This window comes from Maricaulis sp. (assembly GCF_048269565.1).
Classification (GTDB): Bacteria; Pseudomonadota; Alphaproteobacteria; order Caulobacterales; family Maricaulaceae; genus Maricaulis.
Genome location: NZ_JBLXIK010000005.1, coordinates 166089 through 185395, shown reverse-complemented (window position 1 = coordinate 185395; position 19307 = coordinate 166089). Strand labels below are relative to the sequence as shown.

The window sequence follows — 19307 nt, the reverse complement described above, 5'->3', positions numbered from 1 at the left end:
GCTCTGCCCATAACCCGAATAAATACAAACCCTTGTCATCCCGGACGGAGGCCCCGCGCAGGCGGGGCGCAGATCCGGGACCTACCCATGAAAACCGCTGGAGCCGCGGGTAGGTCCCGGAGCTACGCCCGGATCGCTGCCGCGTCCGGGCAGTCGTCCGGGATGACAACGCGAAGTGGGATTTGAAAGAGAAGAGGAACCCGCCATGTCCAACTGGTTCAGCCGGCTGATCGGCCGGGAGGCGAAGGCCACCGTGCCGCCCGGCCTGGTGGCGCTGCAATTTGCCGCCCGCGCCGCCTGGTCGCCGCGCGATATTCCCGCGCTGATGCGCGAGGGTTTCGAGCGCAATGCGATCACCCATCGCTGTGTGCGCCTGATCGCCGAGGCCGCCGCTGCCGTGCCGCTCAAGGCATCCGATGCGGCGGTGCAGGCCTTGATCGATGCGCCCAATCCGGACCAGTCGGGGCCGGAATTGTGGGAAAACTTCCATGGTTTTCTACAGGTGGCGGGAAATGCCTATCTCGAACTGGTCAGCCTGGACGGCGCGCCGCGCGAACTGCATGTCTTGCGCCCGGATCGCATGCGTGTGCTGCCCGGGGCGCAGGGCCGGCCGCAGGGCTGGGAGTATGCGGTCAATGGCACCAAACGCCGGTTCGAGCGTGACCGTGCGACGGGGCGCGCGCCGGTTTTCCACATCAAGCTTTTCCATCCCGGCGATGACTATTACGGCCTCTCCCCGATACAGGCGGCGGCGCGGGCGCTTGATCTGCACAATGCCGGCGGCGAATGGGCCAAGGCTCTGCTCGACAATGCGGCGCGGCCATCCGGAGCGCTGATCTTCGATGGCGGCGAGGGGCGGATGAGCCCGGACCAGTTTGACCGGCTCAAGGCCGAGCTGGAGGATAATCATACCGGGCCCGGCAATGCCGGACGGCCGCTGCTGCTGGAAGGCGGGCTCGACTGGAAGCCGATGGCGCTGTCACCGGCCGATATGGATTTCACGGCGGCGCGGCGCGAGGCGGCGCGCGAGATCGCGCTGGCCTTTGGCGTGCCGCCGCTTCTGCTCGGCCTGCCCGGCGACAATACCTACGCCAATTACCGCGAGGCCAATCTCGCCTTCTGGCGCCAGACCGTCTCGCCGCTGGCGCGCAAGATGGCGCGCGCGCTCGCCGTCTGGCTGCGGCCCTGGTTCTCGCCCGATCTGGTGATCGAGGCCGATGAGAGCGGCGTGCCGGGCCTCAGGGAGCTGGAACAATGAGCGAGACGCGCGACTGGCATCTGCAGCGCCAGGTGACGCTCGGCGTCGTGCTGGCGCTGGTGCTGCAAACCTCCGGCGCCCTGGTCTGGTTCGGCCGCGTCGGCGAACGCCTCGACCAGCTCGAACGGGATAATGCCAGGCAGAGCGCCCTGGCCGAACGCATGGCCGGGCTGGAGGCGGAAGTGCGCCTGGCGCGCGAGAGCCTGGTGCGGATCGAGCGGCGGATGGAGGAATAGCGGCGGCGCTTCCCTCTCCGTGAGGAGAGGGTGCCCGAAGGGCGGGTGAGGCGGGCGATGTGTACGTCTCAGGACTGGCGACAGCTCGATAGTTTCAACCTGGGAGTCTCCCGCCTCATCCGGCCCTGCGGGCCACCTTCTCCTCACGGAGAAGGAAGGGGATGCGCTTCGATTTCACCCTCCGGCAGATCCCGGAATTCGCGCTGCGCGCTCCTCCGGGAGAAGGCGCGTTTGTTTTGAAGTTTCCAAATTCAACGAGGCCCATCATGCCCCAAACCCTGCTGATCGAGGGTCACGCCAGTGTGTTTGATCTCGCCGATCTGGCCGGCGATGTCGTGCGCCGCGGTGCGTTCGCCGCCAGCCTGCGCCATCGCACCCATGTGCCGATGCTGTTCCAGCACGAGGCCTCCGAGCCGATTGGAGTCTGGCGCGAGCTGCGCGAGGACAAGCGCGGGCTTTATGTCCGCGGCGAGATCCTGGCCGAGGGGCCGCGCGGGCGCACGGCGCTGTCGCTGGTGCGCTCCGGCGCGATTGACGGGCTGTCGATCGGCTTTCGCACAAGGCGTTTTTCCGGCCGCTCCCCGCGCGGGCGCGAGCTGATTGAACTGGATCTGTGGGAGGTCTCGATCGTGACCTTCCCGATGCTGCCGCAGGCCCGCCTGCGGCTTGTTTCCCAACCGGCCCTCGCGGCCTGACAACAAGGATCATCATGACCAAGGAAACCAAGATGAGCCCGGTCTCCGGCGAAACCCGGGCCGCGCTCGGCGAAGTGCTGGCCGCCTTCGAGGCCTTCAAACAGGCCAATGACCAGCGTCTCGGCGAGATCGAGGCCAAGGCCTCGGCCGATATCCTGCTCGACGAGAAAGTCGCGCGCATCGATGCCGCACTCACCGACCAGAAATCCGCCCTCGACCGGCTTCTGCTCGGCGAAGCGCGTCCGGGACTTTCCGGCAGCAATGGATCGGCGGAGAACGCGGCCTGGTCGCGCTATATGCGGCGCGGTGATCTGGCCGGGCTGGCGGAGGCCAAGTCGCTCAGCGCCGGCTCCAACGCCGATGGGGGCTATGTCGTGCCGGCCGAGACCGAGGCGCGCATTGACCGGCTGTTGATCGAGGCCTCCCCCATCCGCGCCATCGCCTCGGTGCGCCAAACGTCTGCTCCCGTCTTCCGCAAACCGGTCTCGCGCGGCGGGGCCGCTTCGGGCTGGGTCACCGAGACGGCAGCGCGGCCGGAAACCGGGGCGCCGAGCCTCGACCTGCTCGATTTCCCCTGCGCCGAGCTCTACGCCATGCCGGCGGCAACGCAGCAATTGCTCGACGATGCCATGGTCGATGTCGATCAATGGCTGGCGGAAGAAGTGCGCGATGTCTTCGCGGTGCAGGAGAGCGCGGCTTTCGTTTCCGGCGACGGCAGTGATAAGCCGAAGGGCTTTCTCAGCTATACCAAGGCGCTCGACGGCACCGAGGCCTGGGGCGAGATCGGTTATGTGCCCACCGGCACCGATGGCGCATTCGATGCCGGCGATCCGGCCGATGCGCTGATCGATCTGATCTATGCGCCCAAGACCGGCTATCGCGCCGCGGGCCGTTTCGTGATGAACCGGCGCACCGTCTCCGCCGTCCGGCGCTTCAAGGATGCCGATGGCAATTATCTCTGGCAGCCGTCTTTAAGCGAGGGAGGCACCTCGACCCTGCTCGGCTATCCCGTCACCGAAGCCGAGGACATGCCGGATATCGGATCCGACAGTTTTTCGATTGCCTTCGGTGATTTCGCCAAGGGCTATCTCGTGCTCGACCGCCAGGGCGTCGAAGTCCTGCGCGACCCGTACTCGGCCAAGCCCTATGTCCTGTTCTACACCACCAAGCGTGTCGGCGGCGGCGTGCAGGACTTCGCGGCGATCAAGCTGTTGAAGTTTGGCGTGAGCTGATCGGTTGAACGCCCATTCTTCTCGCAGGGAGAAGGATGGGCTATCGCCGCCCGATCTCCCTTTGCACCGCCTCGATCAGCGCGGCCTCCGCCGCATCGCTCACCGCATCACCCGCCTCGGTGCCATGCGTCGCCTCGACGCCGGGCAGATCGTAGAAAACCCGCCGGATATAATTCTCGACCGGCCGCATCCAGACCGCCGTGCCGACCAGGCCGGGGATCAGCCAGACCAGCACCACGGATTTCGCTTCCATCATCGGCGGATCGATCAGGCCGGCGGCGGTGAAGCCGTAGAAGGTCAGGCCCCAGGCCAGCGCCAGGGCTGGCAGGCCGCACAGGGCGAAGGCCAGGATCCAGGCCTGCAGCGCGTTGAGGCGGCCGGGACCGGGCGTGTTCATGCGCGGCTTTTCATCCAGGCGAAGAAGGTGCTGATCGTGAAGATCAGCGCCAGCACAAATGAAAAGCTCCAGCCGGGAAAGCCAAAAGTCATCTGCACGCTTCCGAGCGCCGCACAGGCCGCCGCAGCGCCGCCATAGAGCCGTACCTGGCGCGTGAAGCGTCCGCGATCATTGTCATTCAATCCGGAGTCACTCATGTCTCTATCCCTCGTCACGCCGCCGGCGGCCGAGCCGCTTTCGCTCGACCAGGCCAAGGCGCGTTTGCGCATTTCCGATACCAGTCAGGATGCGCGTCTGACGCATCTGATACGAAGCGCGCGCCAGCGTGTCGAGGGGGATACGGGCCGCGCCTGTCTCTCCCAGAGCTGGCTGGAACGGCGCGATGCCTGGGATGGCGACGGCCGGCTCTGCGCCTTCGGCACCCAGTTCAAACTGCCCAGACCGCCGCTGATTTCCATCGAGGCCATCACCACCTATGCCGCCGACGACACGCCGACGAGCCATGATCCGGCGGACTTCTTCATCGACACCCTGTCCGAACCGGGCCGGCTGGCGCTGCGGCCGAATGGTCATTTCCCCGAGCCGGGCCGCAGCGTTGGCGGCATCGAGATCGCCTTCACCTGCGGCTATGGCACCGACCCCGACGATGTCCCCGCACCGCTGGTGGAGGCGATCGGCCAGCTGGTCGAGGCGATGTTTGAGGGCGGGCTGGAGGTCGGCATGCCGGCCTCGGTGAAGGCGCTACTCACGCCCTGGTGGAGGATCTCGCTGTGAGCGCCCCCGACGCCGATCTGATCGCGGCGCTCAGCGCGGCGATGGCGGGGGATGCCGCCGTGATGGCCGTGCTCGGCGATCCGGTGCGCCTGTCCGCCGAACGCTCGCGCAGCGCCGCCTGGCCGCACGCCAGCTGGGGCCGCAGCGAGACCCTGGCGCGCGACGCCGATGACGTCACCCTGATCGAACACCGCCTGACCCTGGAAATCTGGTGCCGCGACAGCGACGCCCACGCCACCACCGGCCAACTGCGCGAAGCCCTGCGCGGGCTGGATCCTGTGCTGCCGGAGCCGTGGACGCTGGTCCTGCTGGCCCCCGCCTATAGCGATGTCTTCACGACGCGGGACCGGCGGGTGAAGCGCGGGATTATTCGGTTGAGGGCGGTGATGGGGCGCAGCGCCGGGTGAGAGCCGGTCTCCGCGGATACGGGGCTCGCGGCGGCGGGCGCAGATGACAGGGAATTCATCGAATATCTGCCGCCGCGACCTTACATTCAACACGATTCCTGCTTATGTTATTGTGTAACATGCGTGGGGTTGAGGCCTGCCTGATAACGGCTTCTCAACCAATCCGGCGTATGGACGTGAGGGTTGAATTGCGTTAGGAGCTTTCGCCGATACGGCGAGTGCGTCTTGCCAGGATGCCCAAGCAGTGTTTTGTTAGCCCCGTTGAATCGGAGGGGGATGAGATGAAGTTTTGCCGAACGAATATCGAAGGCACGAGCCGGATCGAAGGCACGAGCCGAATTGAAGGCACGAGCCGCTAGGCCGTCTCATCCGTATGCCATTCCTCCGCGTGCACCGGGGCCCCGTTTGGGGCCCTTTTTTGTTGCCGGTCATCCGCTTCCCAGTCTAGGGTTGTGCCCTTGCTATGGGGAGTTGCATTTGGCGGGCAATCTGTGGACCCGGATCTATGATCGCCGTTTCCATCTGGTCTGGATGGGCTGGCTGCTCATGCTCAGTCTCGCCGGCACGATCCTGACCGTCAAATATTGGGGTGAGCTGGGAAGTGCCCGCTACGATGTCATGGTGCTGGAAGTCCTCATCGTCTCCTTCTTTGCCGCCTTGTACGGCTACCGTCTTTCCTACCGCGCCGCGAGACTGGCCAATTCCTTCCAGCACATCGCGGTGCAGACGCGCGATGGCGATCTGATCCAGATGTTCGAGGAATTCCGCGTTGTCAGGCGCGAGTTGCAAGCCTCAAACGACAAACAGCCTCTTGATGCCGATACGGTGGAGGCGGCCGATCCGGTCAAGGTCGGCGAGCGCAAGGTCCGGCCGGCCGACGTGATCAAGAAGGTGTTCAACTATTATGAGGCGACGGCGATCGGCGTGAAGCGGCACGCGCTCGACGAGCAGATGATCAAGAGCTGGTGGCGCAAGAGCTATATTCTCGACTGGATGGATTTTGCCGAATACATCCGCGCCAAGCGCAAGCGTGACCGTCTGCCGCGCCTGTTCATCGAGTATGAATCCCTGGTGCGACGCTGGGCGACCGAGGAGGAGCAGGGCTTGCTCTGACCCTCCGCCGCTTTGAGCGATGCCACATGCTTCACCGCCTTTCGGGGCGGTTTTTTTGTGCCCGAATTTTGGAAAGGACCACCCCATGACCATCCAGTCCGGCAAGGACATACTCCTGAAAATCGGCGATGGCGGCGACCCGCAGGCGTTTTCCGCCGCTGCAGGTCTGCGCATGAAGACGATCTCGCTCAATGCCCGCAGCATCGATGTCACCACGGCGGACAGTCCTGACGGCTGGCGCGAATTGCTGGCGGGGGCGGGGGTGAAGACCTGTTCGGTCTCCGGCGCCGGCGTGTTTGTCGATGCGGCGAGTGATGCGCAGGTCAGGCAGGCTTTCTTCGACCAGGCGGCGCGGGACTGGCAATTGATCATCCCGGACTTCGGCACGATCGAGGGCGCCTTCCTGGTCGCGGCGCTGGATTATTCCGGACGCCATGATGGCGAGGCGGCCTGGTCGATGACGCTCGCTTCGGCCGGACAATTGAGCTTTGGAGCGATCTGATGGCCAATCCTGCTCGCGGCGAAGCCATTCTGGAGATTGGCGGGGTGTCGCACACACTTTGCCTGACGCTCGGCGCCCTGGCCGAGATCGAGGCGCTGTTCGAGAGCGGCGTCAGGCTCGATGCCCGCAATCTGGTCACCGTGCTGGCGGTGTTGTTGCGCGGTGGTGGCTCGAGCCTCACCGAGGCGGATTTGCGCGCCGCACCGCTCGATCCGCTGGCAGCGGCTTCGGCGATCTCCACCTGTTTCGAGACAGCGCTATGAGCCGGCCAGACTGGCTCGCCGCCCTGCGCCTGGCGGCACGGATGGGTATTGCGCCGGCCGAGTTCTGGCGTCTGAGCCTGATCGAATGGCGCGCCCTGGTGGGCGCCCATGACGCCCGGCCGCTGAGCCGGCGCGCCCTGCAAATCCTGATGGCTGATTATCCGGACAAGACCTCATGACTGATTTGACCGACCAGACCGAAAGCGCCGGCGAAGCCCTCGATGCGCTCGCCGATGGTCCCGCCGCGCGCGCCAGCCAGGCGATCGAGGCGGCCTTCGAGCGCACCGGCGACAGCATTGAGCGCGCCTTCCAGCGCGCCGCCAGCTCCGGCGAGACGTCGTTTTCGCGTCTGACCGAGAGCATATTGCGCGATCTGGCGCGGCTGGCGGCGGAGCAATTGATCGAGAAACCGTTGTCCGGCGCGATCAATTCCGTGCTCTCCGGCCTGCCGCTGTTCGGCGCCCGCGCCGAGGGCGGGCCGGTCACCCCCGGCGGCGCCTATCTCGTCGGCGAGCGCGGACCGGAGCTGTTCGTGCCGCCCGGCGCCGGTTCCATCGCCGCAGCCGCCGGGCCCAATATCACCGTTAATCTCGCGCTGGGGCCGGGCAGTGATGCCCGCACCGTCGAGCAGTCGCAGGCCCGGATTTCCCGCGCCCTGGCCCGCGCCGTCGCCAAAGGGAGCCGCTATTTATGAGTGATTTTCACGACATCCGCTTTCCCTTCGCTGTCGCGATCGGCGCTGTTGGCGGCCCGCAGAGGCGCACCGAGATCGTCACCCTCATCTCCGGCCGCGAGGAGCGCAATTCGCCCTGGGCCGACAGTTTGCGCCGCTGGGATGCCGGCCCGGGCGTCAAATCACTCGACGATCTCAACACGCTGATCGCCTTCTTCGAGGCGCGCCGCGGCCGTCTGCACGGGTTTCGCTTTCGCGATCCGATTGATAACCGCTCCTGCGCGCCCTCGGCTGCGCCCTCCATGCTCGACCAGCTGATCGGCACCGGCGATGGCGTGGCGACGGAATTTCAGTTGGTGAAACACTATGCCAGCGGGGGCGAGAGCTGGACGCGGACCATTGCCAAACCGGTCGAGGACACCGTTGTGGTGGCCGTCGATGGCGTGGAGGCCGCAGTCTCCGTTGATCACGCCACCGGCCAGGTGAGCTTTGCCGCTCCGCCCGCCGATGGCGCCGCAATCACCGCCGGTTTCGCTTTCGATTGCCCCGTCCGCTTCGACACCGACCGGCTCGATATCGCGCTCGACGCGGTTGGCGCTGGTGAAGCGCCGAGCGTGCCGCTGGTGGAATTGAAGCTGTAGCGCGCCCCCTTCTCCCACGGGGAGAAGGTGCCCGAAGGGCGGATGAGGTGGGTAACACCGCCGTCCGGCTATTACAGGCGTAGTGCCAGTTCTCAACGGTCCCCATGGCCCGCCTCACCCGCCCTTCCGGGCACCCTCTCCTCGCGGAGAGGGAAGGCGTTGGGCGCTATGAATTTCACCAGCTCCGCCCCCTTCGGGGCCCCTCTTCCATCAAGGAAGAGGAGGGCGGGTTTGAATTTTCCGGCTCAACTTTTCTTTCCAAAACCAAACCCTTGTCATCCCGGACTTGCGCCCGGATCGCTTCGCGTCCGGGCATCCGTCAGGGATGACAAGGGTATTAGCCCTGAAAGCTTTACCCCATGCTCTCCATCCCTCCTGCGATGCAGGCATCACTCGATGCCGGCGTGACGACGCATGCCTGGTGCTGGCGCGTGAGGCGTAGCGACGACGCCGTGTTCGGCTTCACCGATCATGATCGCGACCTCGAATTTGATGGCGTTGTCTATCGCGCCGGCAGCGGTTTTGGCGGCGCCGATATCGAGGCGGCGCCGGGGCTGGCACCGTCGCAGGGCGATCTTGCCGGTGCGCTCGACAGCGAGGTGCTGACCGAGGCGGATCTCGCCGCCGGGCTGTGGGGCGGTGCGCGGGTCGAGTGCTGGCGTGTGGACTGGTCGGACACGGCGCTGCGGGTGCTGGTCTCGACCGGCGAGCTGGGCGAGGTGCGCCGTATCGACGGGCGCTTCGAGGCCGAGTTGCTCGGCCTGGCCCACCGGCTGGAGCGGGTGACGGGGCGTGTGTTCACGCGGCGCTGTGATGCGTCGCTGGGCGATGCGCGGTGCGGCGTTTCGCCGGAGCATCCCGATTTCGCATCGGGCTGCGATCAGCGCCTGGCCACCTGTGGCGGGCGTTTCGCCAACATCATCAATTTTCGCGGCTTTCCGCACATGGTCGGCAATGACGTGTTGCAGGCCTCGGCCGCCAGCGAGGCGATCCGCGATGGCGGGTCGAGAGGACAATCATCATGAAACGGACAATGAATATGCGCAGCCGCGTCCTCAGCGAGGCGCGGCGCTGGATCGGCACGCCCTATCGCCACCAGGCGAGTTGCCTCGGCGCCGGCTGTGACTGCCTCGGCCTGGTGCGTGGCATCTGGCGCGCCATTTATGGCACCGAGCCGGAAGGCCTGCCGCCCTATACGCCCGACTGGGCCGAGCGAAATGGCGGCGAGAGCCTGCTCGAGGCGGCGCAGCGGCATCTGGTCGAGATCGACATCCGCAAGGTCAAACCCGGCGATCTGCTGCTGTTCCGGCCCGAGCTCAAGGGCCCGGCCAAGCATTGCGCCATCGCGGCCGGTCCGACCGGGATCATCCATGCCTATTGGGGCCGTGCCGTCGCCGAGACCTCGCTATCGCACTGGTGGCAGCGGCGGCTGGTGGCTGCTTTCGCCTTCCCGCAAGGCGCGCGCTGATGGGCCAGCTGGTGATGACGGCCGGGCGCGCGGCGCTGTCGACGCTGCAGGCGGCCGGCCCGGCGCTGGCCAATGCGGCGGCTAATCTCGCGGTCAACGCCCTGATCGGCGGGCCACGCCGCGAAGGCCCGCGCCTGCCGGAAATCCCGATCCAGACCTCGACCGATGGCGCGGCCATGGCGCGTATCTGGGGCCGGGCGCGCATCGCCGGCCAGGTGATCTGGGCGTCGCGCTATCTGGAACACGCCGTCAAGACATCGAGCGGCGGCAAGGGCGGCGGGCCGAGCCAGGTCGATTACAGCTATTCGATCAGTTTCGCGGTCGGGCTTTGTGAGGGCGAGATTGCCGGTATTGGCCGCGTCTGGGCCAATGGGGCGCTGCTCGACACCTCCGGTCTGGCGATGCGGGTCTATCCGGGCAGCGAGACGCAAATGCCCGATGCGCTGATCGAGACCATCGAGGGCGGCGATGCGCCCGGCTTTCGCGGCACGGCCTATGTCGTGTTCGAGGATTTGCCGCTTGATGAGTTCGGCCATCGCATCCCCAATCTCTCCTTCGAGGTCTTCCGGCCCGTGCGCGATGGCGTGCAGCTGGAGGACCGGATCGCCGGCGTCAATCTCATCCCCGGTTCGGGCGAATTTGCCTATGCGCCCGAGGCGGTGATGCGTGTGCTTGGACCGGGACGGGAGGTAGCCGAGAATTGTAATAATAGCCGCGGCATCACCGATTTTATTGCCGCGATTGATGATCTGGAACGCGATCTGCCCAATTGCCGCTCGGTGCAGCTGGTGCTCTCCTGGTTCGGCGATGATCTGCGCTGCGGCGTTTGCCAGATCCGCCCCGGTGTCGAGACGCGCGACAAGCTCACACGGCCCCTGGTCTGGTCGGTGGCGGGCGAGGACCGCGCCAGCGCATATCTGATCAGCGGCGCCGATGGCCGACCCGTCTATGGCGGCACGCCCGACGATGCCAGCATCATCGCCGCCATTGGTGAACTGAAAGCGCGCGGCTTTGCCGTCACGCTCTACCCCTTCATCCTGATGGATATTCCGGCCGGCAATGGCCTGCCCGACCCGTGGGGCGCAGCCGAACAGGCGGCCTTCCCCTGGCGCGGGCGCATCAGCTGCCATCCGGCGCCGGGCGAGGCCGGTACGGTTGATGACAGCGCAGCGGCTGCGATGCAGGTTGCGGACTTTTTCGGCACGGCATCGGCGAGCGATTATACCGTCACCGGCGGCGGCGTGAGCTATTCCGGGCCGGCCGAATGGGGGCTCAACCGCTTCATCCTGCATTGCGCCGCGCTGGCCCGGGCGGCCGGCGGGGTGGACGGCTTCCTGATCGGCTCGGAACTGGCGGCCTTGACCGTGGTGCGCGGCACCGGCGGCAGCTATCCGGCGGTGACGGCGCTGCGCACCCTCGCCGGCGAGGCGCGGGTCTTGCTGGGGCCGGCGACGCGGATCTCCTATGCCGCCGACTGGACCGAATATTCCGGCCACCAGCCCGGCGGCGGCGGCAAACTCTTCCATCTCGACCCGCTCTGGAGCGATGGTGAGATCGATGCCGTGGCGATCGACTGGTATGTGCCGCTGTCGGACTGGCGCGGCTCCCCCGGTGAGCTGGATGCTGCGCTCGCGACCGGTCCGCATGACCGCGATTATCTCGCCTCCAACCTGACGGCGGGCGAGGGCTTCGACTGGTATTACGCCTCCGAAGCGGATCGCACGGCCCAGATCCGCACACCGATCAGTGATGGTGCCCATGACGAGGCCTGGATCTGGCGCAGCAAGGACCTGGTGAGCTGGTGGAGCCAGTCGCATCATGACCGGCCCGGTGGTGTGCGCTCGGAAACGCCGACCGGCTGGGTGCCGCAATCCAAGCCGATCTGGCTGACGGAAGTGGGCTGTCCTGCCGTCGACAAGGGCTCCAACCAGCCCAATGTCTTCGTTGATCCGAAAAGCTCGGAAAGCCATCTGCCCTGGTTTTCCGACGGCTCGCGCGATGATCTGGTGCAGCGGCGCTATCTCGAAGCGCTGCTGGCGCACTGGTCCGGCGATGTGGCGGCCAATCCGGTCTCTGCCGTTTATGGCGAGGCGATGCTGGCGCCTGGTCTGATCCATGTCTGGGCCTGGGACGCGCGGCCCTGGCCGGACTTTCCCGCCCGCAGCGATATCTGGTCCGATGGCACCAACTGGACGCTGGGGCATTGGCTCAATGGCCGCGCCGGTCTGGTGCCGGTCGCCGCGATCATCGCCGAGGTCTGCGCGGCGGCGGGTCTGGCCGAGTTCGATGTCGCCGCCGTCGATGATCTGGTCGCGGGCTATGTCCTGCCGCAGCCGGTGACGGCGCGCGCGGCGCTGGAACCCTTGATCGAGGTGCTCGGCATTGATGCCCTGCCGCGCGCCGCGGGCTTGTTTTTCGCCTCGGCCGGCACGGCAATGGCAAGGCTCAATCTCGTCGAACCGGTGCAGCCAGCCCGTGGCCCGGCGCTCGAGCGCATCGATCCGCCGGTGTTCGATTTGCCGCGCGAACTCAGCCTCGATTTCATTGATGATACGGCCGAATACCGGCCCGGCCACGCCGTCGCGCGCGGCCTGTTCGAGACGGTGCAGAGTCTGGCCCGTTCGGCACCGGTCTTGGCCGATCCGCATCTGGCGCGCAGCTGGTGTATCGACGCCCTGGCCGAGATCGAGGCGCGGCCGGCGCAGCTGGGCCTGCATCTGCCGCCCTCGCGGCTGGCGCTGGAGGCGGGTGACGCGGTGAGCCTTGATGGCGAGGTCTGGCGCGCCGAGACACTCGATGGCGGTGCCTCGCGGCAAGCCGGTCTGCGGCCGCCGCGCCTGCGTTCCGGGGTCTGGCAGGGCAGTGCGGGCGGGGTGACGGGCGCGCCGCTGCAACCGCCCGCCCGGCCGCAAGTGATCGCACTCGACCTGCCGCTCGATGGCCGCGAGACGGGGCCGCGCGGCGGTGTGCTCGTCGCCGGTTTTGCCGAGCCCTGGCCCGGCGCGCTGGATGTGTATTGCGAGACGGGAGAGGGCGGCTGGGAGCGGCGTTGCCAGCTGCGCCGCCCGGCACGGATCGGGGCATTGCTCCTGGATCTGGCTGCCGGCCCCGTCGGCTATTGGGACGAGGCGGCGAGTCTGGAGGTCGAGCTGTCCGGCGGTGAACTGGCGAGCCTGTCGCGCGAGGCGGTGCTCAATCGCGCCAACCGGCTGGCGGTTTCGCTGGGCGATGGCGACTGGGAAGTGCTGCAATTCGCCAATGCCGAACTGGTCGCCGAGCGCCGCTATCGCCTGACCGGCCTGCTGCGCGGGCAGGGCGGGACGCTGGCGACCGGGGCGATGGCGGGCGCCGTCTGTGTCGTGCTCGATGAGGCGCTGGCGGTGTTGCCATTGCTGGAGGCGGAGATTGGCAATCCTGTGGCAATGCGCGCCGTCGCTTCCGGGCGGGCGGCCGATGATGGCCAGGCCGCCGAAATCAGTGTCACCGGCGAGGATCGCGATCTGTGGCCCTTCGCGCCGGTGCATGTGACCGCAGATCACGCCGGCGGCGTGGTGAGTGTCAGCTGGACCCGCCGCACCCGCATCGGCGGCGATGACTGGCGCGCCGCCGATGTCCCGCTCGGCGAGGACGCCGAGGCCTGGCAGATCGAATTGCTCGATGGCGCGGTGGTCGTGCACAGTGAGACGGTGATGGCCAGCGCATGGTCGATCAGCGAGGCCGATCTGGTCACGCGGCTGGGCGCGGTGCCGGCGACGCTCGAACTCCGCATCGCCCAGATTTCAGCCCGCACCGGCCCGGGCCGTCCGGCCCGCTGCAGCCTGCCGCTTTGACGCGCGGGCATGGCAAAAGCCTCCAACAGGTGTATTGTGAAATAATACACGCAATGGAAATTCGGGCGGCCGCATGTTGACAGTTGTTAACGGTGCGCGCATTTATGGATGGAGCCATGGCCCGGCGGCCGCGTCACCCGGACAAGGCTATCGAAGTGGCGATTGCCGAACTGGTCGCCCTTGGATGGCGCTATGAGGCAAGCGGCAAGAGCGCGCATGCCTGGGGCAAGTTGCGCTGCCCGCAGCACGACGCGACCGGCTGCACGCTCTATGTCTGGTCGACGCCGCGGGTGCCGGAACATCACGCCCGCGAAATCCGGCGAGCGGGCCGCAAATGCGGGCACATGGATCAGGGAGGCGGCGATGGCTGAATTCGAGTTTTCCATTATCGCATCCGGGTTGGAGCCCGATAGCGATACCGCGATCGACCGCTTCTTCGAAGCCGGGTGCGATGACGCCACGATTGCCTTCACACGCGGCGTTTTTGTCCTGGCATTCTGCAGGACGGCCGCCTCGTTCGAAGACGCCGTCACCTCTGCGATCGCCCAGGTCCGTGAAGCGGGCGCCCGGGTTGAGCGTATCGAGCCCGATTGTCTGGTCAGCCTCGCGGAGATCGCGGAGCGGGCCGGCCTGTCGCGGGCGGCACCGTCGCTCTACGCCCAGGGCAAGCGAGGTTCAGGCTTTCCCCGCCCGATTGCACGCTTCACTACCAACAGCCCGCTCTATGACTGGCACGAGGTGGCGCTCTGGCTTCACGACAAGGGCGATGTTGACGCCTCGATCATTGAGCAAGCGGTATTCATCAAGGCCATGAACGAAACTCTCGGCAAGGCACTGGCGGCTCAATAGCGCGTCATTGCAGCTGTCTGTCCTGTGTCCGGGTGATCTGCACACGCACTCGGCATGGCCAGCCTGGCGCCGCCCTGTGAGCGATGCTTTGCGATTGGCGGCAAAGCCCCTTACATGAACGCTGAATTGAGCTGATGGCGTGGGCATGGACGATCCTTATAAAATCCTCGGTGTGGCGAAGACGGCGACAGCGGACGAGATCCGCAAGGCCTATCGCAAGTTGGCCAAGGAACTGCACCCCGATGCCAATCCCGGCAACAAGGCGGCCGAAGAGCGGTTCAAGAAGGTCTCCCAGGCCTTCAAGACGCTGTCGGACCCGAAATTGCGCGCCGAATACGATGCCGGCCAACGCGCCGGTTTCGGACCGGGCGCCGGCATGGGTGCGGGCATGGGCGGCGGCGCGCGCGGTCCGTTCAATTTCCGTCAGACGCGGCAGAATAATCGCGGCTTCGACGATATTTTCTCCGATCTGTTTACCGATTTCGGGACCCAGACCCGCGAAGCACCACGCAAGGGAGCCGATGTGCGCCAGACGCTGACGATTGATTTCCTCGCGGCGGCCAGTGGCGGCAAGCACCGCGTCACCCTGCCGGGCGGACGGGCGGTCGAGGTTGCGGTGCCCTCCGGTGCGGCCGATGGCCAGGTGCTGCGACTGCGTGGCCAGGGCGAACCGTCGGCGATGGGCGGTGCGCCCGGCGATGCACTGATCGAGATCCGGATCGCCGAACACCGGCATTTTTCCCGCGATGGCGATGATGTCCGGCTCGAATTGCCTGTCAGCCTCAAGGAAGCCGTGCTCGGCGCGAAGGTGCGCGTGCCGACCATTGATGGCCCGGTCGACCTGCAGGTGCCCGCCGGCTCGAGTAGCGGCAGCCTGTTGCGCCTGCGCGGCAAGGGTTTTGCGAGTGGCAAGGGCAAGCGTGGAGACCAGATCGTCAAACTGGTCGTGGCCCTGCCGCCGCGTGACGAGGCGCTGCGTGCTTTTCTCGAGACGTGGGCGCCGGCTCAGGCCTATGATCCGCGCAAGGGTCTGTAGCTGCGAATGAGTGCAGGATTAGGGAGTCGTTCAGCCCGGGTTCAGGGCCGTTGCGTCACATAGAGTGCCATGTTGAGAACACTGATCATCATTGCAGCAGCTTTCACCGCCCTGGGCGTGCCGGCTGTGACGCACGCAGACGCGGCAGGCCTGGAAATGGCCCAGGGCCGCGACATGCGCGACCGCTACACACCGGGTGAAGCCCGGGTGCAGCGTGAGCAGGGAAACCTCGTGCCGGCGATCAGGGTGATCGGTGATGTGCGGCAGCGCTATCCGAATGCCGATGTGCTTGACGTCGAACTCGAGGGTGGCAGCGCCCCGCGCTATATCGTCAAGATACTGACCGCTGACGGCCGCCGGATTGATGTGGTGGCAGATGCCCGTACGGGTAATATATTGTCGGAACGATAGGGGAAGTCATGCGCGCTCTGATTATTGAAGACGATCCGGATCTCAATCGCCAGCTTTGCCGGGCGCTCGAGGATACCGGTTATGCGGTCGATACCGCGCTCGATGGCGAGGACGGCCATTTCCTCGGTGATACCGAGCCCTATGATGTCGTCGTGCTCGATCTGGGCCTGCCCAAGCTGGACGGTGTCAGCGTCCTGGAGCGCTGGCGCAATGACGGCCGCGATTTTCCGGTCCTGATCCTGACGGCGCGTGATCGCTGGAGTGAAAAGGTCGCCGGCTTCGATGCCGGCGCCGATGACTATCTCACCAAGCCTTTCCATACCGAGGAATTGCTGGCGCGCCTGCGGGCCCTGACCCGGCGCGCGGCCGGCCATTCGACCTCGACGATTGAATGCGGCGGCCTGTCGATCGATACGCGCGGCGCGCGGGTTTTCATCAATGGCGATCCGGTCAAGGTGACCTCGCACGAATTCCGCATGCTGAGCTATCTCGCCCATCACCAGGATCGCGTCATCTCGCGCACCGAGCTGGTCGAGCACATCTATGACCAGGATTTCGACCGCGACAGCAATACGATCGAGGTCTTTGTCGGCCGCCTGCGCAAGAAAATCGGCCAGGACCGGATCGAGACGGTTCGCGGCCTTGGTTATCGCCTGGTCGAGCCGGTGTCGCCGCCGGTCTCGTGACCTCCCGCGTCTCACTTGCCTTCCGGCTGTTTGCCGGCGCAGCGGCCTGGGCACTGGCCCTGCTGCTGGTCGGCGCGATTGCGCTGAGCACGCTCTATCAGCGATCGGTGATCCGCACGCTTGATGATCGTCTCACCAGTATTGTCGGGGCGCTGGTCGCGGCAGCGGAGACCGATGAGAGTGGCGCGGTCGCCCTGGCCCGCCGTCCGTCGGATCCGGCCTATGGCCGTGTCTTCTCGGGCCGCTACTGGCAGATCGTCGATGCCGGCGAGCGCGGCGAAGCCAGTATATTGATCGTTTCACGTTCCTTGTGGGACGAGACCCTGGCGGCCTCCCAGGGGCTGCGCAACCGGGCCGAGGCCTCACCGGGCCAGATCGTGACGGGCCGCGCCAAGGGGCCGGCCGGAGAACCCTTGCGCGTGGTCGCCCAGGCCGTGCTCCTGCCCGATCGCGAGGATGTCGTGATCATGATGGCGGGCGAGGACCGCCGTCCGGCTGACCGTGATGTCCGTAACTTTGCCATTACTTCCGCTGTTCTGTTGCTCGGCTTCGCCGCCGCGATCGCGGCCGGTGTCTTCTTCCAGGTCCGGATCGGGCTGGCGCCGGTCCTGCGCATGCGCAACAGCGTTGCCGATGTGCGCGAGGGCCGCAGCGAGCGCGTTGACGGTCAATTCCCCGTCGAGCTGCAGCCGCTCGCCGATGAACTCAATGCCATGCTCGACCATTCACGCGAACTGGTCGAGCGCTCGCGCACCCATGTCGGCAATCTGGCCCACGCGCTGAAAACCCCGATCGCTGTCCTCACCAATGAGGCGCGCGAGGCCGGTGGCGGTTTCGGCGACCTGGTCAGCCGCCAGACCGCGATCATGGCCGAACAGGTCGACCATCATCTCCGCCGTGCCCGTGCCGCCGCCCACGCCAAGGCGATCGGTGCCCGGACCGGGGTCGAGCCGACCGTCGGCGATCTCGCGCGTACCCTCAACAAGATCTATGCCCGGCGCGGGGTGTCCATCGAAACCCGGCTCGAACCCGATCTGCAATTCCGCGGCGAACGCCAGGACCTCGAGGAAATGGTCGGCAATCTGATGGACAATGCCTGCAAGTGGGCGTCGTCCCGGGTGATGGTGTCGGCGCGGCAGGGTGACGAGCGAAATCTTGAACTCCTGATCGAGGATGATGGCCCTGGTCTTGACGAGGCCGGCTGCGAGGCGGCGCTGCAGCGCGGGGTGCGTCTGGATGAACAGGCGCCGGGATCCGGTCTCGGCCTGGCCATTGTTGCAGATTTGGCAAAGGCTTATGATGGTGGTGTTGTATTGTCGAGGTCTACACTTGACGGGTTGTGTGTGCGTCTGACCTTGCCCACCACAGCACGATAAAGCCACGTTAACCACAACTGTTGAATACTCGCCGTCTGTAGTCACGGTCCTTATTCACCGATGCCAAATCTTTCGTCGGCAAAAAGAAGCAAGCTGGAGGCGCTCTGGCGCAGCATGCCGCCGCAAATGCGCGCAAACCTGTACGGGGCGGCGCAGGCGGGGGCGGCCGCGGATCCGGCCTCACAAACCATGCTGCAGCTGTTTGACGAGCTGGAGGCGAGCCTGAACGAGCCGGCCGGTGACCTGGCCAAGGCCTGGATGTTTGAACCCCTGAGGGCCCTGACCGCCGAGCCGGACAAGGCACCACCGTCAAAATTCCGCTTCAGCCCGGATGACCTCAGCAAGATGTGGGGTTGGCTTGGCCGGGAGCTGGCGCAGGATCTGGTCGAGGAGGCGCGCAAGTGCCGCAAGCCCGTCAGCGATCCGGTCTGGCATGAGCTTCGTCGCCGCGCCGCCGAGGCCCTGGCAGCAGGCGTTGCGAAGGCGGAACGGGTTCCAAAGGACATGGTCGCGCTCGACAAGCGATTCGGTTCCGATTGCCGCCCGATGCTCCACGACGCCGTTACTTTGCTGCAATCCAGCGAGAACCTGGCGCTGGCGATGACCGATATTCCCGTCGTGATCGAGGATTTCGATCCGGCATTGGTCGAAACAGTGCGGGCGCGGCATGAAATCCTGATCGAGGAAGCGCCGGAGGCCGCCGTCTGGCTGCTCATGCTGGTGATGGGGCGGCTGACCTCTCCCTGGCAGGTCTTTCGCGTCGTCGAAAAGATTGGCCGGCGCGCCGACGATCTTGTCGTCTCCAAGACGGAGCTGGCCGCGATCGGTGACAGCGTCCTCGCCGACACCGGCTATTTCGCTGCCAAGCTTAAACACCCACCGGCCGACCGCGCGGAGGCCGAGTCCTATTTCGGCGTGTTCGAGCGCTATGTCGGTTATTCCACCGGCATGGTCCAGGAATTTGGCATTCGCAAGGATGGCCGCTGGGGACGCTCGTTGTTTGGTCTGCGGGCCGAGGCCTCGAGCAATGTCGAGAAGGTGATGGAGAAGGTGCCGCTGGCGCTGGATGCCGGCCTGCCCGAGCCGCGGCGCGGCCGGAGCGGCCGCATCATTCCGGCGCAATTGCCGCCAACCGAGGCCATCAATCGGGCGAGCGGGCTGCTCTATTTCCTGTTTCGCGCTCGTGAACACGCCAATGCCGCGGCCATTGCCAGTGCCCAGAAGCGGATTTACGAGCAGGTCGAGAAACGGATGCTGGAAGCGGGGAAAATGCTGGTCGACCTGGTCGCCGGCAGCACCGGCCAGAGCCGCGTCAGCGCCGAGGAAGCGCTCGGCATCGTCGCCGACCTCCTCGATGCGGCCGGCAGCAATGAGGCCGCGTCGCTGTTGCGCCGGCGCGGTGTCGCCGCCGCGGCATAGCGTCCCGTCAGGCAGGCCATGCTTGCCTTCGCCGTCCGCTA

Annotated in this window: 24 protein-coding genes; 22 read left to right on the top strand and 2 right to left on the bottom strand. The window is 66.2% G+C overall.

Annotated elements, in window-relative coordinates; all coding sequences use genetic code 11:
• Positions 1 to 205 precede the first annotated feature (205 nt).
• From ACN0YL_RS11495 to ACN0YL_RS11480, 4 genes are all read left to right on the top strand, one after another.
• Positions 206 to 1258, top strand: coding sequence for a phage portal protein (locus ACN0YL_RS11495; RefSeq protein ID WP_417498071.1), 1053 nt, complete (start codon positions 206 to 208; stop codon positions 1256 to 1258).
• Complete coding sequence (locus ACN0YL_RS11490; protein WP_417498070.1) at positions 1255 to 1494, top strand: hypothetical protein; 240 nt, start codon at positions 1255 to 1257, stop codon at positions 1492 to 1494. The genes ACN0YL_RS11495 and ACN0YL_RS11490 overlap by 4 nt, the downstream gene beginning before the upstream one ends.
• Before the next feature lie 266 nt (positions 1495 to 1760).
• On the top strand, positions 1761 to 2189 hold the full coding sequence (locus tag ACN0YL_RS11485; RefSeq protein ID WP_339741786.1) for an HK97 family phage prohead protease: 429 nt from the start codon (positions 1761 to 1763) through the stop codon (positions 2187 to 2189).
• Between the two features lie 14 nt (positions 2190 to 2203).
• Positions 2204 to 3421, top strand: a complete 1218-nt coding sequence (locus tag ACN0YL_RS11480) for a phage major capsid protein (RefSeq protein WP_417498069.1) — start codon at positions 2204 to 2206, stop codon at positions 3419 to 3421.
• 40 nt (positions 3422 to 3461) lie between these two features.
• On the opposite strand, the gene ACN0YL_RS11475 is transcribed toward ACN0YL_RS11480, so the two are convergent.
• Positions 3462 to 3818, bottom strand: a complete 357-nt coding sequence (locus ACN0YL_RS11475) for a hypothetical protein (RefSeq protein WP_417498068.1) — start codon at positions 3816 to 3818, stop codon at positions 3462 to 3464.
• Positions 3815 to 4015, bottom strand: a complete 201-nt coding sequence (locus ACN0YL_RS11470; RefSeq protein WP_417498067.1) for a hypothetical protein — start codon at positions 4013 to 4015, stop codon at positions 3815 to 3817. Before ACN0YL_RS11470 ends, ACN0YL_RS11475 begins: the two co-directional genes overlap by 4 nt.
• On the opposite strand from ACN0YL_RS11470, the gene ACN0YL_RS11465 reads away from it, so the two are divergent.
• From ACN0YL_RS11465 to ACN0YL_RS11380, 18 genes are all read left to right on the top strand, one after another.
• Positions 4014 to 4592: a head-tail connector protein gene (locus ACN0YL_RS11465; protein ID WP_417498066.1), complete on the top strand. Its 579-nt coding sequence runs from the start codon at positions 4014 to 4016 to the stop codon at positions 4590 to 4592. The two genes, ACN0YL_RS11470 and ACN0YL_RS11465, sit on opposite strands and share 2 nt — an antisense overlap.
• Positions 4574 to 4999: a DUF3168 domain-containing protein gene (locus ACN0YL_RS11460; protein WP_417498065.1), complete on the top strand. Its 426-nt coding sequence runs from the start codon at positions 4574 to 4576 to the stop codon at positions 4997 to 4999. Before ACN0YL_RS11465 ends, ACN0YL_RS11460 begins: the two co-directional genes overlap by 19 nt.
• 477 nt (positions 5000 to 5476) lie before the next feature.
• A complete protein-coding gene (locus tag ACN0YL_RS11455; protein WP_417498064.1) occupies positions 5477 to 6112 on the top strand; it encodes a DUF4760 domain-containing protein in 636 nt (211 codons plus the stop codon).
• Between the two features lie 85 nt (positions 6113 to 6197).
• The gene (locus ACN0YL_RS11450) at positions 6198 to 6614 is read left to right on the top strand and encodes a phage major tail protein, TP901-1 family (protein ID WP_417498063.1); all 417 of its coding nucleotides are present in this window, start codon (positions 6198 to 6200) and stop codon (positions 6612 to 6614) included.
• Complete coding sequence (locus ACN0YL_RS11445) at positions 6614 to 6877, top strand: GTA-gp10 family protein (RefSeq protein ID WP_417498062.1); 264 nt, start codon at positions 6614 to 6616, stop codon at positions 6875 to 6877. The genes ACN0YL_RS11450 and ACN0YL_RS11445 overlap by 1 nt, the downstream gene beginning before the upstream one ends.
• On the top strand, positions 6874 to 7056 hold the full coding sequence (locus tag ACN0YL_RS11440; protein WP_417498061.1) for a phage tail assembly chaperone: 183 nt from the start codon (positions 6874 to 6876) through the stop codon (positions 7054 to 7056). The genes ACN0YL_RS11445 and ACN0YL_RS11440 overlap by 4 nt, the downstream gene beginning before the upstream one ends.
• On the top strand, positions 7053 to 7571 hold the full coding sequence (locus ACN0YL_RS11435) for a phage tail tape measure C-terminal domain-containing protein (RefSeq protein WP_417498060.1): 519 nt from the start codon (positions 7053 to 7055) through the stop codon (positions 7569 to 7571). Before ACN0YL_RS11440 ends, ACN0YL_RS11435 begins: the two co-directional genes overlap by 4 nt.
• The gene (locus ACN0YL_RS11430; protein ID WP_417498059.1) at positions 7568 to 8191 is read left to right on the top strand and encodes a TIGR02217 family protein; all 624 of its coding nucleotides are present in this window, start codon (positions 7568 to 7570) and stop codon (positions 8189 to 8191) included. Before ACN0YL_RS11435 ends, ACN0YL_RS11430 begins: the two co-directional genes overlap by 4 nt.
• Positions 8192 to 8550: 359 nt before the next feature.
• Entirely contained in the window at positions 8551 to 9216 is a 666-nt protein-coding gene (locus ACN0YL_RS11425; RefSeq protein ID WP_417498058.1) for a DUF2163 domain-containing protein, read from the top strand.
• Positions 9213 to 9659, top strand: coding sequence for an NlpC/P60 family protein (locus ACN0YL_RS11420; RefSeq protein ID WP_417498057.1), 447 nt, complete (start codon positions 9213 to 9215; stop codon positions 9657 to 9659). Before ACN0YL_RS11425 ends, ACN0YL_RS11420 begins: the two co-directional genes overlap by 4 nt.
• Complete coding sequence (locus tag ACN0YL_RS11415) at positions 9659 to 13489, top strand: baseplate multidomain protein megatron (RefSeq protein WP_417498056.1); 3831 nt, start codon at positions 9659 to 9661, stop codon at positions 13487 to 13489. Before ACN0YL_RS11420 ends, ACN0YL_RS11415 begins: the two co-directional genes overlap by 1 nt.
• 116 nt (positions 13490 to 13605) lie before the next feature.
• Positions 13606 to 13860, top strand: coding sequence for a hypothetical protein (locus tag ACN0YL_RS11410; protein WP_417498055.1), 255 nt, complete (start codon positions 13606 to 13608; stop codon positions 13858 to 13860).
• Entirely contained in the window at positions 13853 to 14338 is a 486-nt protein-coding gene (locus tag ACN0YL_RS11405; RefSeq protein ID WP_417498054.1) for a helix-turn-helix transcriptional regulator, read from the top strand. Before ACN0YL_RS11410 ends, ACN0YL_RS11405 begins: the two co-directional genes overlap by 8 nt.
• Before the next feature lie 145 nt (positions 14339 to 14483).
• Complete coding sequence (locus ACN0YL_RS11400; protein WP_417498053.1) at positions 14484 to 15374, top strand: DnaJ C-terminal domain-containing protein; 891 nt, start codon at positions 14484 to 14486, stop codon at positions 15372 to 15374.
• Positions 15375 to 15443: 69 nt separating this feature from the next.
• Entirely contained in the window at positions 15444 to 15785 is a 342-nt protein-coding gene (locus ACN0YL_RS11395; protein WP_417468907.1) for a PepSY domain-containing protein, read from the top strand.
• Between the two features lie 8 nt (positions 15786 to 15793).
• A complete protein-coding gene (locus tag ACN0YL_RS11390) occupies positions 15794 to 16471 on the top strand; it encodes a response regulator transcription factor (protein ID WP_417468908.1) in 678 nt (225 codons plus the stop codon).
• Positions 16468 to 17847: a sensor histidine kinase gene (locus ACN0YL_RS11385; protein WP_417498052.1), complete on the top strand. Its 1380-nt coding sequence runs from the start codon at positions 16468 to 16470 to the stop codon at positions 17845 to 17847. Before ACN0YL_RS11390 ends, ACN0YL_RS11385 begins: the two co-directional genes overlap by 4 nt.
• Before the next feature lie 126 nt (positions 17848 to 17973).
• Positions 17974 to 19266: a hypothetical protein gene (locus ACN0YL_RS11380; RefSeq protein WP_417498051.1), complete on the top strand. Its 1293-nt coding sequence runs from the start codon at positions 17974 to 17976 to the stop codon at positions 19264 to 19266.
• Positions 19267 to 19307: the final 41 nt, after the last annotated feature.

Excerpts from the sequence above, each read along its gene's own strand:
- ACN0YL_RS11495 (WP_417498071.1), top strand. The coding sequence starts at position 206 with ATGTCCAACTGGTTCAGCCGGCTGATCGGCCGGGAGGCGAAGGCCACC.
- ACN0YL_RS11490 (WP_417498070.1), top strand. The coding sequence starts at position 1,255 with ATGAGCGAGACGCGCGACTGGCATCTGCAGCGCCAGGTGACGCTCGGC.
- ACN0YL_RS11485 (WP_339741786.1), top strand. The coding sequence starts at position 1,761 with ATGCCCCAAACCCTGCTGATCGAGGGTCACGCCAGTGTGTTTGATCTC.
- ACN0YL_RS11480 (WP_417498069.1), top strand. The coding sequence starts at position 2,204 with ATGACCAAGGAAACCAAGATGAGCCCGGTCTCCGGCGAAACCCGGGCC.
- ACN0YL_RS11475 (WP_417498068.1), bottom strand. The coding sequence starts at position 3,818 with ATGAACACGCCCGGTCCCGGCCGCCTCAACGCGCTGCAGGCCTGGATC.
- ACN0YL_RS11465 (WP_417498066.1), top strand. The coding sequence starts at position 4,014 with ATGTCTCTATCCCTCGTCACGCCGCCGGCGGCCGAGCCGCTTTCGCTC.
- ACN0YL_RS11470 (WP_417498067.1), bottom strand. The coding sequence starts at position 4,015 with ATGAGTGACTCCGGATTGAATGACAATGATCGCGGACGCTTCACGCGC.
- ACN0YL_RS11450 (WP_417498063.1), top strand. The coding sequence starts at position 6,198 with ATGACCATCCAGTCCGGCAAGGACATACTCCTGAAAATCGGCGATGGC.
- ACN0YL_RS11445 (WP_417498062.1), top strand. The coding sequence starts at position 6,614 with ATGGCCAATCCTGCTCGCGGCGAAGCCATTCTGGAGATTGGCGGGGTG.
- ACN0YL_RS11440 (WP_417498061.1), top strand. The coding sequence starts at position 6,874 with ATGAGCCGGCCAGACTGGCTCGCCGCCCTGCGCCTGGCGGCACGGATG.
- ACN0YL_RS11435 (WP_417498060.1), top strand. The coding sequence starts at position 7,053 with ATGACTGATTTGACCGACCAGACCGAAAGCGCCGGCGAAGCCCTCGAT.
- ACN0YL_RS11430 (WP_417498059.1), top strand. The coding sequence starts at position 7,568 with ATGAGTGATTTTCACGACATCCGCTTTCCCTTCGCTGTCGCGATCGGC.
- ACN0YL_RS11425 (WP_417498058.1), top strand. The coding sequence starts at position 8,551 with ATGCTCTCCATCCCTCCTGCGATGCAGGCATCACTCGATGCCGGCGTG.
- ACN0YL_RS11420 (WP_417498057.1), top strand. The coding sequence starts at position 9,213 with ATGAAACGGACAATGAATATGCGCAGCCGCGTCCTCAGCGAGGCGCGG.
- ACN0YL_RS11415 (WP_417498056.1), top strand. The coding sequence starts at position 9,659 with ATGGGCCAGCTGGTGATGACGGCCGGGCGCGCGGCGCTGTCGACGCTG.
- ACN0YL_RS11410 (WP_417498055.1), top strand. The coding sequence starts at position 13,606 with ATGGCCCGGCGGCCGCGTCACCCGGACAAGGCTATCGAAGTGGCGATT.
- ACN0YL_RS11405 (WP_417498054.1), top strand. The coding sequence starts at position 13,853 with ATGGCTGAATTCGAGTTTTCCATTATCGCATCCGGGTTGGAGCCCGAT.
- ACN0YL_RS11400 (WP_417498053.1), top strand. The coding sequence starts at position 14,484 with ATGGACGATCCTTATAAAATCCTCGGTGTGGCGAAGACGGCGACAGCG.
- ACN0YL_RS11395 (WP_417468907.1), top strand. The coding sequence starts at position 15,444 with ATGTTGAGAACACTGATCATCATTGCAGCAGCTTTCACCGCCCTGGGC.
- ACN0YL_RS11390 (WP_417468908.1), top strand. The coding sequence starts at position 15,794 with ATGCGCGCTCTGATTATTGAAGACGATCCGGATCTCAATCGCCAGCTT.
- ACN0YL_RS11380 (WP_417498051.1), top strand. The coding sequence starts at position 17,974 with ATGCGCGCAAACCTGTACGGGGCGGCGCAGGCGGGGGCGGCCGCGGAT.